Below are 13,831 nucleotides of genomic sequence, written 5' to 3'. Positions count from 1 at the left end.
CGAAAGCCTTAGTTTTTTCATTATATTTGAATCTCTGTGCCCGGTGTATAGCGGGGGTTTAAGTAATCATTTGGATTGGTAGAAATTAGCCGAACCACACGACTGCTGCCCCAGGCACTGTCTTCCACAATAAGCGTAGAGCTGCCTATTTTAACTTCCCGCTGTTTATTATTAAACTGCGGTTCAATGCCTTCTAAAACCAATTCTAACTGCATTGGAGTATATAATATCACTGTAATGGCACCCCCTGCGTACCTTTCCTTTCTTCTATTAAATTATTAAGTTTCTTTACCGCCTTGCCAAGGGCACCGACTTCATCAATCAACCCTACCTCCACCGCATCACGGCCTATAAGTACCGTTCCAATATCTCTGGCCAATTCTCCGGTGCGGAACATCAGCTCTCTAAACTTCTCCTCTTTGATGTTAGAATGCTCTGTGACAAAACGCACCACCCTATCTTGCATTTTATCTAAGTATTCATATGTTTGTGGCACTCCAATCACAAGTCCGTTAAGCCTTATGGGATGAATGGTCATACTGGCGGTTTCTGCAATAAATGAATAGTCACTGGATACAGCTATGGGCGCTCCAATTGAGTGTCCCCCACCTAAAACAATACTTACAGTGGGTTTGCTCAAACTGGCGATCATCTCTGCAATACACAAGCCGGCTTCCACGTCTCCCCCGACGGTATTTAAAATAATCAGAACCCCTTCTACCTCATCACTTTGCTCTAATGCCACCAATTGGGGAATAATGTGCTCATACTTGGTGGTTTTATTTTGAGGGGGCAGAGTTAGGTGGCCCTCCACCTGACCCACTATGGTGATACAATGAATATTACTTTTTACCTCCGGCAATTCTGTGGTGCCCAGTTCTTTTATAGCATCCAGAGTACCCTTAGCTTGACCCACCACTCTTTTTGGTTTATTAGTATCTGGGTTTTGGGGAACTGCACCGGGGCTTTGGCCGGGTAGTGTTCCCGGGCTTCCGGGAAGTGGGGTGTTGGGGCTAGGGGTGGTGTTGGGCCCAGGCACTGGACCTGTGGTAGGTATAAAATTTGGCCCAGGCTGATTCTCTCCAAACTGCTGGTAAAAATCGTACATGTAGTTCACTCCTTGGCATTGTTCTTCTGAGTTATTATGGCTCAACAAATAAAAAAATACACCCCATTTAGAAAGAGTTGGCTTACACCAAATTTTTTATACTTCCATATTTTCGCTCTGTATTGATATTCTCTACATGCCAATCCCATCCTGGGAAATTGGCCTAAGTTCCACATTCGTAAATATCTCAGGACCTGTTCCGCCTTCCTCACCCACACACTTAACTTTCGTGTCCCTACAAATATCAGTAATTCATTCGTCGAGACTTATTTGCATTGCTTTCTTCAAACATATTCCGACATTGTTAGATAAAGGTAAATCCTATGTTTTGTGGAAACTTGTCATTATGAATGATATTTCCATAGAAAGGAGGTGCATTATATGCCAACTACAGGCGAAAAGCCCGGTATTGGTACTTATAAATGTAACAAATGTGGTCAATTAGTTAGGCTAGACGATAATACTGATACTTTACCACCATGCCCTAAATGCAACGGCACTGAATTTACCCGTGTCTAGCATCAAGAAATTCACTGATTGAATTCTCAATGTGGTCAAATACAGAACAAGAACCGCAGAACCCTTACATAATAAGGGTTTGCGGTTCCGATATCGGCAAATAAATTATACTTCCATAATGATAGGTAATATCATCGGCCTTCTCCTGGTTTTTTCATACAGAAATCTCCCTAATACATCCCTCACCTGAGATTTAATTGATGACCATTCAGTAATGTTGCGGTTACAGCACTTTTCCAATGCAACCTTAACCCGTTCTTTAGCATCTTCCATTAACTCTTCAGATTCCCGAACGTAAACAAAACCTCTGGAAACAATATCCGGTCCAGCTGCCACCAGGCCGGTTTCTCGGTTGATTGTAACCACCACTATTAAAATACCGTCCTGCGACAACTGCTTTCGATCACGCAGAACTATATTTCCTACGTCACCAACACCCAACCCATCCACAAGAACTCTTCCTGCCGGCACTCTGCCGGCCACCCTGCCCTGACGCCTGGTAAATTCCAGCACCGTACCGTTTTCAACCACAAAGGTATTTTCCTTTGGAATACCCATTTCTTGGGCTAACTCTGCATGTTTAACAAGCATACGGTGTTCGCCGTGTACAGGTATAAAAAATTTGGGCTTTAAAAGATTAAACATCAGTTTAAGTTCTTCCTGGCTAGGGTGCCCTGATACGTGTATACCGGATTCTGATTCATAAATTACATTGGCGCCCTTTTTAAACAACAGGTCTACCACTCGGGCAACTAGTTTTTCGTTCCCCGGTATAGGTGTTGCAGATATAATCACTGTGTCACCGGGTAGTATTTCTACCTGGCGGTGGTCAGCCATTGCAATTCTTGTTAGGGCCGACATCGGTTCCCCTTGGCTGCCGGTACACAATAACACCAGTTTGTGTTTTGGTAATCGGCTGGCTTCATCCAATTCCACCAATGTACCCTCTGGTATCTGTAAATAGCCCAACTCACATGCTATGTTAACGACATTTAACATACTCCGTCCTATTACCGCCACCTTACGGTCATATTTATGGGCAGCGGTAATGGCCTGTTGCAACCGATGTACATTAGATGCAAAAGTAGCCAATATAATTCTTTCTTTTGCATTCTGAAAAGCCTCTTCAAAGGTGTGACCGACGATTTTTTCAGACAATGTATAGCCCGGTCTTTCAACATTAGTGCTATCCGATAACATGACCAGCACGCCCTTTTCACCAAGCTGTGCCAGTTTGTACAAGTCAGTTACTTCCCCATCCACCGGGGTTTGATCAATTTTAAAATCCCCTGTGTGCACAATAGTTCCGACAGGGGTGTGAATTGCTAATCCAACCGCATCAGGAATACTGTGTGATACTTTTATAAACTCAACTTTAAACGGTCCGACTTGAATTATATCCCTAGGTTTTACAGTATTTAACTGTGTTTGATCAAAAAGGTTGTGTTCTTTTAATTTATGTGCCAGTAAGCCCAGAGTTAATTTAGTTCCGTACACCGGGGCTTTTATTTGTCTTAATACATAAGGTAGCGAACCAATATGATCTTCATGACCATGGGTAAGTACAATACCGCGCAGCAAATGTTTATTTTCCACCAAATAAGTTATGTCAGGGATCACTATATCAATGCCCAACATTTCCTCTTCCGGAAAAGACAATCCGCTGTCTATTAATAAAATATTATCACCGTACCTCACCACCATCATGTTTTTCCCGATCTCTCCCAATCCCCCCAAAGGGGTTATGGATATTTTGGTTTCTTTAGCCAAAAATACACCTCCCAACCTTTCCACAATACTTTCAATAACTTAACAATAATTGGTGAGTTCTTACCAGGAGAAGGCGATAATATTTTATATATTAAATTGTCATGTGGGCATATTTTATCTCAAGTTAAAGCTCCTGCATCTTATATTATACTCAAATGGTGGAATGTTAACAAGCTTCGGGTAAGATAAACATTAAATATAGTACCCATAATTTTACATTCTCATACCTAAAAAATAAATTATGGGCACCTTAGGTACCCATAATTAAATGTATCTAAATTCTATACACTTGTTATTTTTAATGACAGTTTACAGTATACCTTTATCAGTAAGTAAGTTTCGCAACTTATTGTTGTCTTCTGCGCTCATATCCACAAGGGGCAGACGTACACCGCCCACATTCATGCCCTTTAAATTTAAGGCAGTTTTAACCGGTACCGGGTTGGTGGTAATAAACATACCTTTAAACACCGGGAATAATTCAGTGTGAATTCTGGTGGCTTTAGAAACATTGCCACTGACATAGGCCTGCACCATTTCTTGTATTTGTGGCCCTACAATATGAGCGGCTACACTTACAATACCTTTTCCTCCCAAGGCCAAAATGGGCATTGTAAGCGAATCGTCGCCACTATAGATGGCAAATTCATCTGGTAAAGAGGAGCGTAATTCACTTACATTATCCATAACTCCGGCAGCTTCTTTAATTGCTACAATATTCGGTACATCCTGGGCCAAACGAACCACTGTTGACGGCAACACATTTATGGAAGTACGCCCAGGAATGTTGTATAGCATTACGGGTAGTTGGGTACTTTCTGCAACTGTTTTAAAGTGCATATACAAACCCTCCTGTGAGGGCTTATTATAGTATGGTGCTACCAGCATTATACCGTCTACGCCGCATTTCTCAGCTGCCTGGGTAAGGGCTACACTGGCTGCAGTATTGTAGCTACCGGTACCGGCGATAACCGCCGCCTGGCCTCCCACTTCCTCTACCACGGCCTTAAATAACTCAATTTTTTCTTCTGTGGACAGGGTGGGTGATTCGCCGGTGGTTCCACATACTACCAACCCGTCGGACCCATTTTCCACCAGATAGCGAGCTAATTTTTTGGCTTGTAGAATATTAACTTTTAAATCACCATTAAAGGGTGTTACCATGGCGGTAAGTACCCGCCCGAAATCAACAGACACGGCTTTCACCTTCCTAAATATTATTTGTTCCCTGCAGCAGCCGTACCATTAACACAATGATGTCTTTTTATAGTATTTATTTTTTATCTAGGTTAAATTTCCGATGAAGGGCCACAACGGCTTTCTTCATGTCTTCTTGCTTAACAAGTACCCAGATGGTGGTGTGAGAGTCAGAAGATTGTAAAATTTCTACACCTTCTGCCGTTAAAGCTTCCACCACACGGGCCATTACGCCGGGTACTCCGGTCATGCCGGCTCCCACTGCCGCCACCTTGGCGCAACCTGGGCGCAAGGTCGGTGATATACCCATATTTTCCAGCACTTGTTTTGCTTTTTCCACATCGCTGTTCTTTACCGTAAAAGCTATATATTCTGGATTAACATTCCAAAAATCAACGCTTATATCAGACAATGCCATGCCTTTAAAAATTTTCAGCAGCGGATTTTCCACCTTTAGCTCAGACACAGCTATTGTAATTTGAGTAATATCGGCAATATTTGTCAAGCCGGTGATTGTGCGGTCAAGGGTTACATCAATGGTGCCTCCGTAGACTTCTCCATGTCTGGTAACCAAGGTGCCCGGGGCATCACTAAATGCACATCTCACCCTAAGGGGTATATTTTTTTGCATTGCTATTTCCACCGCCCGGGGATGAATCACCTTAGCCCCTTCATGGGCCAACTGGCAGATTTCATTGTAAGTTACTTTGTTTAATATTACGGCATCATCAACTATATGGGGATCCGCTGTCATTATGCCTTCTACATCTGTATATATATCTATGCATTCAGCGTCCAGTGCAACACCCAGGGCAGCCGCCGTTGTGTCACTTCCTCCCCTGCCAAGGGTGGTAATTTCCCCATCTTCTGTAACGCCCTGAAAACCAGTCACCACCACGATCTTATCCTGTTTAGCATGTTCTATGATTTTGTCCGGTTCTAAACGTAATATTTTGGCTCCGTTAAAGTTAGCATCTGTAATAATACCGGCCTGTGCCCCTGTAAGTAGCACTGCCGGACAACCCATTTCTATCAAGGTGTTTACCATTATCACACCTGAAATCACTTCACCACAGGACATTAGTAAATCCAGTTCTCTGGCGGGTACTTCACGGTTAACTTGTTTAGCCACCGATATCAGTGTATCGGTGGCATAGGGTTCTCCTATTCTTCCCATTGCCGAAATGACAACCACAGGGTGAAAACCTTGGTTTTTTGCAGATACTATCTTTGCTGCCACTAACTTTCTAAATTCAGGTGTGGTTAATGACGTGCCACCAAATTTCTGGATGAGAAAACGCATCTGTATTTTCTCCCCATTTGTAATTTATTTTTTTTGCAGCAAACACCCATACTTAATTACCAATTCACCCACTTGCACGGCGTTGGTAGCTGCTCCTTTTCTAATCTGGTCACCTACCACCCACAGGTTTAGAGCGCTGGGGTGAGAATTATCTTCACGTATACGCCCTACATACACTTCGTCCTTATATGAGGTTTCTATGGGCATTGGGTAGATATTGTTTGCAGGATCATCTTGTATCACAATTCCCGGAGCCTTGGCCAGTATTTCCCTGGCTTCCTGTGCAGTAAGCTTTCGTTCTGTTTCCACATTGATACTTTCACTGTGACTGCGATATACCGGTACCCGTACAGTGGTGGCGGTTATACCAATTTTATCGGAATGCAATAGTTTTTGTGTTTCTTTAACCATTTTCATTTCTTCTTTGGTATAATCCATATCCTGCCATACATCAATGTGCGGAATTAAGTTAAAGGCTATTTGATGCATAAACTTTTGGGGAGCATATTCCCCACCGTTTATAATTGCCTTAGTTTGGTTTGTTAGTTCATCAATGCCTTCTTTTCCTGCACCGGACACCGCTTGATATGTGGAAACCACTACCCTTTTAATGCCCGCCGCATCATGTAAAGGCTTCAGAGGAACAGCCATGATAATTGTTGAGCAGTTTGGGTTGGCAATAATTCCCTTGTGTTCTTTTACATCCTCGGGGTTAACTTCCGGAACTACCAGAGGAACATCGGGATCCATACGATAATTGCTACTGTTATCGATGACCACGCAGCCCCGCTCCACTGCAGCTGGGCCAAACTCTACGCTTGCCTTACCACCTGCAAAAAAGGCAATATCCATACCGGTAAATGATTCAGGGGTAGTTTGTTCAACTGTATAGCTTTTTCCCTTAAAGACAATTTCTTTTCCTGCCGAACGGGCAGTAGCACACAGTTTCAAATCACCCACCGGAAAATTGCGTTCATCAAGAATGTTTAGTATTTCTTGACCCACCGCACCTGTGGCACCAACAACTACAACATTGTACTTTTGCAACATTAAATCCCTCCAAAAAAATATATATTTTTATTCTACCATCTTTTTACCCCATTGTGCGGTGCAAAAATAGATTTATTAAGAATAGGTAATAATAATCGGCTGTAGCTGTTTTCCTTTTAAAGCAGCCTCAACAGTCTCTAAAATAAGGTTCATATCAGACTTTAGTGAATTGGGTTTTTCACCGGGGCTGTCCTGCCCAAAGGGAACCATAAAAATGTTTTTAAAGTTTATCAACATGCCTATATTTTTAGCATTAATACCCAAGCCATCATTAGTAGATATCCCGATCACCACCGGTCTTAGGTTTCTTAAATGCGCCTTGGCGGCCATTAATACCGAACCGTCTGTAATACCCATGGTTAGCTTAGCCATAGTATTACCAGTACACGGCGCAATCACCATTACATCTACTAATTTTTTAGGACCAAAGGGTTCAGCCCCGGTAATTGTAGAAATCACTTCTTTTTTTGTTATTTCTTTAATTCTTTCCAACCAATGGCTGGAGCGACCAAACCTGGTATCGGTTGTTTCCACAGATGTACTGACAATGGGAAACACTTCGGCCCCTTCATTAACCAGGCGCTCGATCTGCGGTATTGTTTCTTCAATAGTACAGTGTGAACCCGTTAAGGCAAATCCTATCCTTACACCCTTCAATCGCATGGCGCACCTCCGTGGCTTTAACCAAATTTACAGAGCCAGTTCCTCGGCCAATAGGCGCGGTATTACTCGCGCCAATATTCGACCAGCTGTCTTGGGAGCCACTTTTCCAGGCAGGCCCGGTGCAAGCAAGGCTTTTATGTTTAATCTTTTGGCAGCATCAAAATCTGTACCCCCCGGGGGTGAAGCGACGTCAATGATTACAACTTCCTCAGAGGCTTTGCTTAAAATGCAGTTGGTTAATACGGTGGCCGGAACAGTATTAAAAATAATATCAGCTTCGCAAATAAAGTCTGGCAATTGTTGAAAGGTCAGCGGTCTCATGCCCATTTCATATACCCTTGACTGATGTGCCGGTCGGCGGGTGACCACAGTAACTCTTGCACCCATGCCCTTTAACAACCGCGCCAAAGTGGCACCGGTACGTCCAAAGCCAAGCACAAAGGAATTACTGCTATGAATGGTGATGGGCGTTGCTTCCATGGCCATCTGAACTGCCCCTTCTGCAGAAGGTATTGAGTTCAATATGGCCACATCGTCTCTTTTAAGCACTTCTATTAAACGGAGATTACAGCGCTGAATCATTTCTACCAAACGTTCCCGGGCGAACCCAGCAAAAACCGGTGCATTTGCCGGCAAAGAGACCAGCATTTTTTCCGATAATTCCATGGGCTTTTCTGTAAATACAGAGTATACCGTACCATCCTTGTTGAGGCCCGGTACCGGCAAAATAACAGCTTGAACACCGTTAAGGGCATCAGCAACCGTACGGCAAACAATTACGTGATCGGATTGTTGCACAGGCAAGCCAGCCACTTGTACTTGAGCCCCTAACCTTGAAAACTCATGAACAAGTATAATTTCCCGGGCGTCCCCCCCTAAAACCGCTACCTTTACTCCTTGCAGGTCAGGTTGCATGCCTGGTACCTCCTTTCGACATCTGTCTCGGTATGATTCACTATATGTGAACCCAATTAAGGAGGTGCTTGTATATGCAATTATTTTGGCTTCCTTACTCAAATATTAAGTTTTCTAAACCGTATACCAGGTGATCTATTTCCATCACCTTATGAATGCCCATCAACAAACCGGGCATAAATGATTCCCGGGATATTGAATCGTGTCTTATGGTCAGTGTTTGTCCTGTTCCCCCAAATATTACTTCCTGGTGGGCCACAAAACCGGGCAAGCGTACGCTATGAACACGCATACCCTCAAAGTCACCGCCACGGGATCCGGGGATTTTTTCAAACTCAGTGGGTAATCCTTGGCGCATATTTCCCCTAATTTCAGCTAACACCTCCGCTGTTTTTAACGCCGTACCCGAAGGAGCGTCCATCTTTTGGTCATGGTGTAACTCAATAATTTCCACATGGGGAAAGTACTTTACCGCTATTGAGGCAAATTTAATCATCAACAGTGCTCCAATTGCAAAGTTTGGCACTATTAGACCACCCAGCTGCTGTTTTTGGGCCAGTTCTTTCAATTGAGCAATTTGTTCACCGGTCAAGCCGGTAGTGCCAATAACCGGGCGAACCTTATTCTGCAGTGCTATTTGTGCATTGTTAAATACTACATTGGGGTTTGTAAAATCCACAACCACATCAGGTTTTGTTTCTTTTAAAGTAGTGTCTAAGTCAGATTGAATTGTTAATTCAACACCGTCCATTGCTATTACTTTTTCAAGTTCTTCACCACTGCTGTTCTTGTCTACCGCCCCCACAAGCTCCATTCCATCCGCACGCAAAATAGCTCTGCAGCTTTCCTGGCCCATTCGGCCTGCTGCGCCTGCAACAACTACTTTAATCATCTACCGCTACCTCCAAACTTTTTTAGATATATACTACCATGAGCCAACATTTTCATCTCTGATTCTGTTTAATTATTCTATATATGGTAACATGTTGTCAAGTTCCTAGAATTATTCCGCAAAGCGATATGGGGCAGGACGGCCAAGCTCCCGGTACACTGTCGGAACAGGCGGACTAAATGGATAACGGTACTATGAAATACTAAACCCCGACGACCTCTGCGCCGGGGAAAACCCAATCCTCTAGACAGAATATCTTTGAAAATTTAAGTGGCCCTGATCTATTTCAACTATAACCACCTCTTCACCTATTTTACGCACATTCTCCCAGGGAATCATTATGTTTTGTTTGTCAACCCATAAATTGAAAAAATTGCTGCGCCGTGGCAAAATGATTGATTGAATATGGCCGGTCTCCATATCTAAGGACAAGTCTGACTCGCCAATAACCCCCAGGCGGGCGCCGTTGACAATGTTTACTATTTCTTTTCCCACCAGTTCACTAAGACGCACGGTACATTCTCCTCCCTAAAAACAATTATCTACCAATAAGGCGCATTGCAAAGGGCTGTACTATCGCCATCAACAATGAAATGGCGGCTAATGGTTCCATGTTAACACCCATTATCTGTACCTTATTTGGCACATCTAGCTCCAAAAAATTAATTAGCATCACCATGGAAAGGTAAATACCACCTGCTGTACCCACCAGTGCCCCCAAGGCATTGGCCAAAGGTGAGCTTCTTGTATCTAACCCCCCCAATTCTTTACACCGGGTCATTCTTCGGCGAGCTCTCTCCCGTACCGATAGATAAATAAGCAAGAGCACCAATAAAGTTAGAGCTGTCATAATCACTTTGTCCCACCTCCATTAAATTGTATTGGTGAAGGACGAGATATATGACATTTTAATGATAATGATAACCGTATAAAAAGGAATAACCTGGTTCTTAGACCCAGGTTATTCCTTAAGCTTAGCCAATGCAGTATTTAATTCCCCGCAGTCTTGCCAAGGACCGATAGCAGCCATGGTGAATCTGTCGGGAATGAACATATTTTTAGCCACTCTTTTAATATCTTCATTGGTTACTTTAAAAACACGTCCTACAATTTCATCAGGGGTCAACACTTTCCCAAGATACATCTCTGATTTGCCCAGTCTGCTCATCCTGCTGTTAACATTTTCCAAGGAAAGCAGCAGTCCTCCCTTAAGCTGATCTTTGGCGCGTTGCAGTTCAGATTCCTTTAATCCATGCCTTGATATGTCCTTTATCTCTTTAAAGATCAGTTCCATGGCTTTATTAACATTATTTTTTGACAAACCAGCATAAACAGCAAACAAGCCGGTGTCATGATAAGAACTATGGTAAGAAAAAACCGTATATACTAATCCCCTTTGTTCACGGATTTCCTGAAATAGCCGTGACGACAGCCCACCTCCTAAAACAGTGTTAATTAACTGTACTGTATAGATATCCTCATGGTCCAGTTGATAACCGGGGGTTCCTATTACCATGTGTACCTGTTCCGTATCTTTGTTACGGCATACTAAGTTACTTACCCCTTGGGGAGGTGTGCTTTGCCGGGGGGTTTTTGTAGCCTTTAATTGACTCAATATCGGTGCCAGTTTTTCCACTACTTTTTCATGTTTAATGTTGCCGGCAACCGAAATAACCATTTTTTCAGGTGTATAATGCTTATGATGAAAATCCAGCAAATCATCTCTGCTAAAGGAACTTACAATCTCGGTTGTCCCAATAATAGGCCTGCCCAGGGGATGGCCATGCCAAATAGTATTTGTAAATATATCATGCACCAATTCGTCCGGGGCATCTTCATACATTTTAATTTCTTCAATTATTACATTTTTTTCGCGATCTATATCCTCTGGGGCAAACTTGGAATTAAACACCATGTCAGTCAATACGTCAACCGCCAAGTCAAAATGCTCGTCCAAAACTTTGGAGTGATAACAGGTGTACTCCTTGGTAGTAAAAGCGTTTAATTGTCCGCCAACTGCATCCAGTTCTTCTGCTATATCCTTTGCTGTTCTTTTATTAGTACCTTTAAACATCATATGTTCAATAAAATGTGATATGCCGCTATTGTCATTGGTTTCATCCCTTGAACCGACGTTTATCCATAGTCCGATGGAAACCGACCTTACATGTGGGATTTCTTCTGATAAAATGCGTAGACCGTTATCTAGTGTTGTCTTTTGGTACATTTAATAACCCCCTAACCTTATGTAAAACTCTCTACATATCATATCTAAACACTTCAATAATGGCAATTATTTCATAAGTGTTTATCCAATTTATTATATATTTTTAAATGTACAGGCAACTTATTAATGGCAGCTCCGGTAATAAGTTCAACACTGCCTACCACCTCTCCCTTTACTGACACATCAAGCGTGCCCACCCTTTGATGATATCTTATAGGTGCACTAAGGTTTCTTTCCAGCTTTACCAGCTGCTCAAAGGTACCAATTTCTCCTTTTGGAACCAGCACCGACAGACCACTGCCAGCAATTATCGGTACAGTTGATGAATATCCATTTTCAATATGAAGGGTGGTAAAATGTTCTCCTTTGGTAAGCACAACCACCTCTTCATAATCATCAAACCCGTGATTTAACAACTTAATTGTGTCAGCATAACGGTCGTCACTATGTAGCACTACACTTATTAAGTGTCTGCCGTCTTTCTTGGCAGAGCCTACCAGGCAACTGCCGGCAGCATCGGTGGTGCCGGTCTTAATACCGTCAGAACCCCTGTAAAGCCACAGTAGCTTGTTGGTATTCTGAAAAAATCTTTTTTCACCGTCTTCATTGGTTATCTCTTTGCTCTTGGTACTTACTATGTCTCTAAATTTCACCTTGTTCATCGCATAACGGGCAATTTGTGCCAAATCATAGGCAGTGGAGTAGTGTTGGTCTTCCGGCAGACCGTTGGTGTTCAGAAAATTTGTATTCTGGGCACCCAATATTTTGGCGTGATGATTCATAAGTCTAATAAAGTTTTCTTCACTGCCTGCAACATGTTCAGCTATGGCAACGCAGGCGTCGTTACCGGAACGCATCAAGGCGCCATATATCAGTGCTTCTAAAGTTAGTATTTCATTAGGCCTTAAATTAATGCTGCACTCCCCTGTTTGGGCGGCCTTGTCGCTTACCGTAACTTTATCGGTCAAGTTGCCTCCCTCCAGCGCCAGTAGAGCAGTCATAATTTTAGTGGTACTGGCCGGAGGCCGTCTTTGATGCATGTTTTTATCAAACAATACTTGCCCGGTGTTTGCGTCTATAAGAACAGCTGCATCTGCCGTTATTTCCGGCGCCTTAAATTGAGAAATGCCGGCCTCAGCACAAGACAACCAACATATTTTTATTACAATAACCATCAGTGCTATCATTAGGCTGCTTCTAATATGCAATTTAATATTCACCCCGCTGCAGTATGTCCTGTCTGTTAAATACTTCCCAAAATGATAGCAGTTTATCAATAATAGTTATTGTGCCCCTGGCCCCCATTGGCAAGAAATTAGATGATGACGAATCATGTGATAATCTATCCGGTTTCCTCCGTTAATTGCCCTTCCTCCTCTTGTGGCAGGTTTTCCAGCAATTCCGTTACCGTAATAAATTCATACCCCCGCCCTTTCAATTCTTTAATGATAGTGGGCAGTGCCCGTACGGTGGGTGCTGTGGGATGCATTAAAACAATTGCCCCGTTATGGGCTTTGCTAATCACCCTCTGTACTATCGTATCAGGGGCAGGTCTTTGCCAATCTATGGTATCTATACTCCATAAGATAAGTTGATAACCCGCTTCTTCTGTTGCAGCAAGAACTGAATTGCCCCTTTCTCCGTATGGGGGAGCAAAGAGCTTTATATCTTTACCGATTATTTCTTTAATTATTTTTTCCGAGCGTTTAATTTCGCGCAAATTACCTGCTTTGTTCAAGTGGTCAGGGTGTGGATGCGAGTAACCGTGGCTACCTATGTCATGACCCTGTTGGGCTATTTCTTTTAATAAATCAGGAAATTTTTCCGCCCACATGCCGCCTATAAAAAATGTTGCCTTTACCTTTTCTTCCTCCATAATTTTAAGCATCTGCGGAAGGTATTCTTCACCCCAGTAAACATTTACAGTTAGTGCAATTTCTTTTCTTCCTTGATCACCCTGATAAATAGGGGCCAATGTAGGTTGGTACCTTTCTTTTTTTAGTACATAGTAACCACCGCCTATTAACAGCACTGCCGCCAACAATACACATGCCAATTTAAGTATCAATCGACGGGTAAAATAAAAAACTCCCATATACTATCCCCCTTATCTTTTGTTAAAACTTATGCTGTGCTGCCAGTCCATAGAATTACAAAGTTTAGGGGGTAGAAAAATTAAAAAACCCC

15 protein-coding genes are annotated in these 13,831 nt (G+C 42.8%); 1 reads left to right on the top strand and 14 read right to left on the bottom strand.

Annotation, left to right across the window (positions count from 1 at the left end):
* Positions 1 to 20: 20 nt before the first annotated feature.
* Together BR02_RS0104105 and BR02_RS0104100 are read right to left on the bottom strand one after the other, a co-directional pair.
* A complete protein-coding gene (locus BR02_RS0104105; RefSeq protein ID WP_031514465.1) occupies positions 21 to 233 on the bottom strand; it encodes a YlzJ-like family protein in 213 nt (70 codons plus the stop codon).
* On the bottom strand, positions 230 to 1,108 hold the full coding sequence (locus tag BR02_RS0104100; protein WP_084170926.1) for a ClpP family protease: 879 nt from the start codon (positions 1,106 to 1,108) through the stop codon (positions 230 to 232). Before BR02_RS0104100 ends, BR02_RS0104105 begins: the two co-directional genes overlap by 4 nt.
* 381 nt (positions 1,109 to 1,489) lie before the next feature.
* On the opposite strand from BR02_RS0104100, the gene BR02_RS0104095 reads away from it, so the two are divergent.
* Positions 1,490 to 1,627 (top strand): zinc ribbon-containing protein, encoded by a 138-nt coding sequence (locus BR02_RS0104095; protein ID WP_031514461.1) that lies wholly within the window; start codon positions 1,490 to 1,492, stop codon positions 1,625 to 1,627.
* A 105-nt stretch (positions 1,628 to 1,732) separates the two neighbouring features.
* Here BR02_RS0104095 and BR02_RS0104090 read toward each other — a convergent pair whose 3' ends face one another.
* The 12 genes from BR02_RS0104090 to BR02_RS0104035 form a co-directional block, all read right to left on the bottom strand.
* On the bottom strand, positions 1,733 to 3,397 hold the full coding sequence (locus BR02_RS0104090) for a ribonuclease J (RefSeq protein WP_031514459.1): 1,665 nt from the start codon (positions 3,395 to 3,397) through the stop codon (positions 1,733 to 1,735).
* A gap of 309 nt (positions 3,398 to 3,706) precedes the next feature.
* Positions 3,707 to 4,594 carry a 4-hydroxy-tetrahydrodipicolinate synthase gene (gene dapA, locus BR02_RS0104085; RefSeq protein WP_031514458.1) on the bottom strand — a complete coding sequence of 296 codons (888 nt, stop codon included), beginning with the start codon at positions 4,592 to 4,594 and terminating at the stop codon, positions 3,707 to 3,709.
* A 76-nt stretch (positions 4,595 to 4,670) separates the two neighbouring features.
* Positions 4,671 to 5,897, bottom strand: coding sequence for an aspartate kinase (dapG, locus tag BR02_RS0104080; RefSeq protein WP_031514456.1), 1,227 nt, complete (start codon positions 5,895 to 5,897; stop codon positions 4,671 to 4,673).
* A 24-nt stretch (positions 5,898 to 5,921) separates the two neighbouring features.
* Positions 5,922 to 6,944: an aspartate-semialdehyde dehydrogenase gene (locus tag BR02_RS0104075; RefSeq protein ID WP_031514453.1), complete on the bottom strand. Its 1,023-nt coding sequence runs from the start codon at positions 6,942 to 6,944 to the stop codon at positions 5,922 to 5,924.
* A gap of 78 nt (positions 6,945 to 7,022) precedes the next feature.
* Complete coding sequence (locus BR02_RS0104070; protein WP_031514452.1) at positions 7,023 to 7,610, bottom strand: dipicolinate synthase subunit B; 588 nt, start codon at positions 7,608 to 7,610, stop codon at positions 7,023 to 7,025.
* A gap of 27 nt (positions 7,611 to 7,637) precedes the next feature.
* Positions 7,638 to 8,525, bottom strand: a complete 888-nt coding sequence (gene dpsA / locus BR02_RS0104065; RefSeq protein WP_031514450.1) for a dipicolinate synthase subunit DpsA — start codon at positions 8,523 to 8,525, stop codon at positions 7,638 to 7,640.
* 94 nt (positions 8,526 to 8,619) lie between these two features.
* Complete coding sequence (gene dapB / locus BR02_RS0104060) at positions 8,620 to 9,417, bottom strand: 4-hydroxy-tetrahydrodipicolinate reductase (protein ID WP_031514448.1); 798 nt, start codon at positions 9,415 to 9,417, stop codon at positions 8,620 to 8,622.
* 243 nt (positions 9,418 to 9,660) lie between these two features.
* The gene (locus BR02_RS0104055) at positions 9,661 to 9,930 is read right to left on the bottom strand and encodes a YlmC/YmxH family sporulation protein (RefSeq protein ID WP_031514446.1); all 270 of its coding nucleotides are present in this window, start codon (positions 9,928 to 9,930) and stop codon (positions 9,661 to 9,663) included.
* 25 nt (positions 9,931 to 9,955) lie between these two features.
* A complete protein-coding gene (locus BR02_RS0104050; protein WP_084170933.1) occupies positions 9,956 to 10,267 on the bottom strand; it encodes a hypothetical protein in 312 nt (103 codons plus the stop codon).
* Between the two features lie 111 nt (positions 10,268 to 10,378).
* Positions 10,379 to 11,644 (bottom strand): M16 family metallopeptidase, encoded by a 1,266-nt coding sequence (locus BR02_RS0104045; RefSeq protein WP_031514442.1) that lies wholly within the window; start codon positions 11,642 to 11,644, stop codon positions 10,379 to 10,381.
* Between the two features lie 71 nt (positions 11,645 to 11,715).
* Positions 11,716 to 12,852: a D-alanyl-D-alanine carboxypeptidase family protein gene (locus tag BR02_RS0104040; RefSeq protein WP_157834921.1), complete on the bottom strand. Its 1,137-nt coding sequence runs from the start codon at positions 12,850 to 12,852 to the stop codon at positions 11,716 to 11,718.
* 134 nt (positions 12,853 to 12,986) lie between these two features.
* A complete protein-coding gene (locus BR02_RS0104035; RefSeq protein WP_031514438.1) occupies positions 12,987 to 13,739 on the bottom strand; it encodes a polysaccharide deacetylase family protein in 753 nt (250 codons plus the stop codon).
* Between the last annotated feature and the right edge of the window lie 92 nt (positions 13,740 to 13,831).

The sequence above is a fragment of the Desulfofalx alkaliphila DSM 12257 genome, assembly GCF_000711975.1.
In the GTDB taxonomy this organism is placed as follows: domain Bacteria; phylum Bacillota; class Desulfotomaculia; order Desulfotomaculales; family Desulfohalotomaculaceae; genus Desulfofalx; species Desulfofalx alkaliphila.
Note: the sequence above shows the minus strand (reverse complement) of the source record. Positions and strands in the feature narration are given on the sequence as shown.

What these genes read in the sequence shown, in the direction of transcription:
- BR02_RS0104100 (WP_084170926.1), bottom strand. Translation starts at nt 1,108, where the DNA reads ATGTACGATTTTTACCAGCAGTTTGGAGAGAATCAGCCTGGGCCAAAT.
- BR02_RS0104095 (WP_031514461.1), top strand. Translation starts at nt 1,490, where the DNA reads ATGCCAACTACAGGCGAAAAGCCCGGTATTGGTACTTATAAATGTAAC.
- dapG (WP_031514456.1), bottom strand. Translation starts at nt 5,897, where the DNA reads ATGCGTTTTCTCATCCAGAAATTTGGTGGCACGTCATTAACCACACCT.
- BR02_RS0104070 (WP_031514452.1), bottom strand. Translation starts at nt 7,610, where the DNA reads ATGCGATTGAAGGGTGTAAGGATAGGATTTGCCTTAACGGGTTCACAC.
- dpsA (WP_031514450.1), bottom strand. Translation starts at nt 8,525, where the DNA reads ATGCAACCTGACCTGCAAGGAGTAAAGGTAGCGGTTTTAGGGGGGGAC.
- dapB (WP_031514448.1), bottom strand. Translation starts at nt 9,417, where the DNA reads ATGATTAAAGTAGTTGTTGCAGGCGCAGCAGGCCGAATGGGCCAGGAA.
- BR02_RS0104050 (WP_084170933.1), bottom strand. Translation starts at nt 10,267, where the DNA reads ATGACAGCTCTAACTTTATTGGTGCTCTTGCTTATTTATCTATCGGTA.
- BR02_RS0104045 (WP_031514442.1), bottom strand. Translation starts at nt 11,644, where the DNA reads ATGTACCAAAAGACAACACTAGATAACGGTCTACGCATTTTATCAGAA.
- BR02_RS0104035 (WP_031514438.1), bottom strand. Translation starts at nt 13,739, where the DNA reads ATGGGAGTTTTTTATTTTACCCGTCGATTGATACTTAAATTGGCATGT.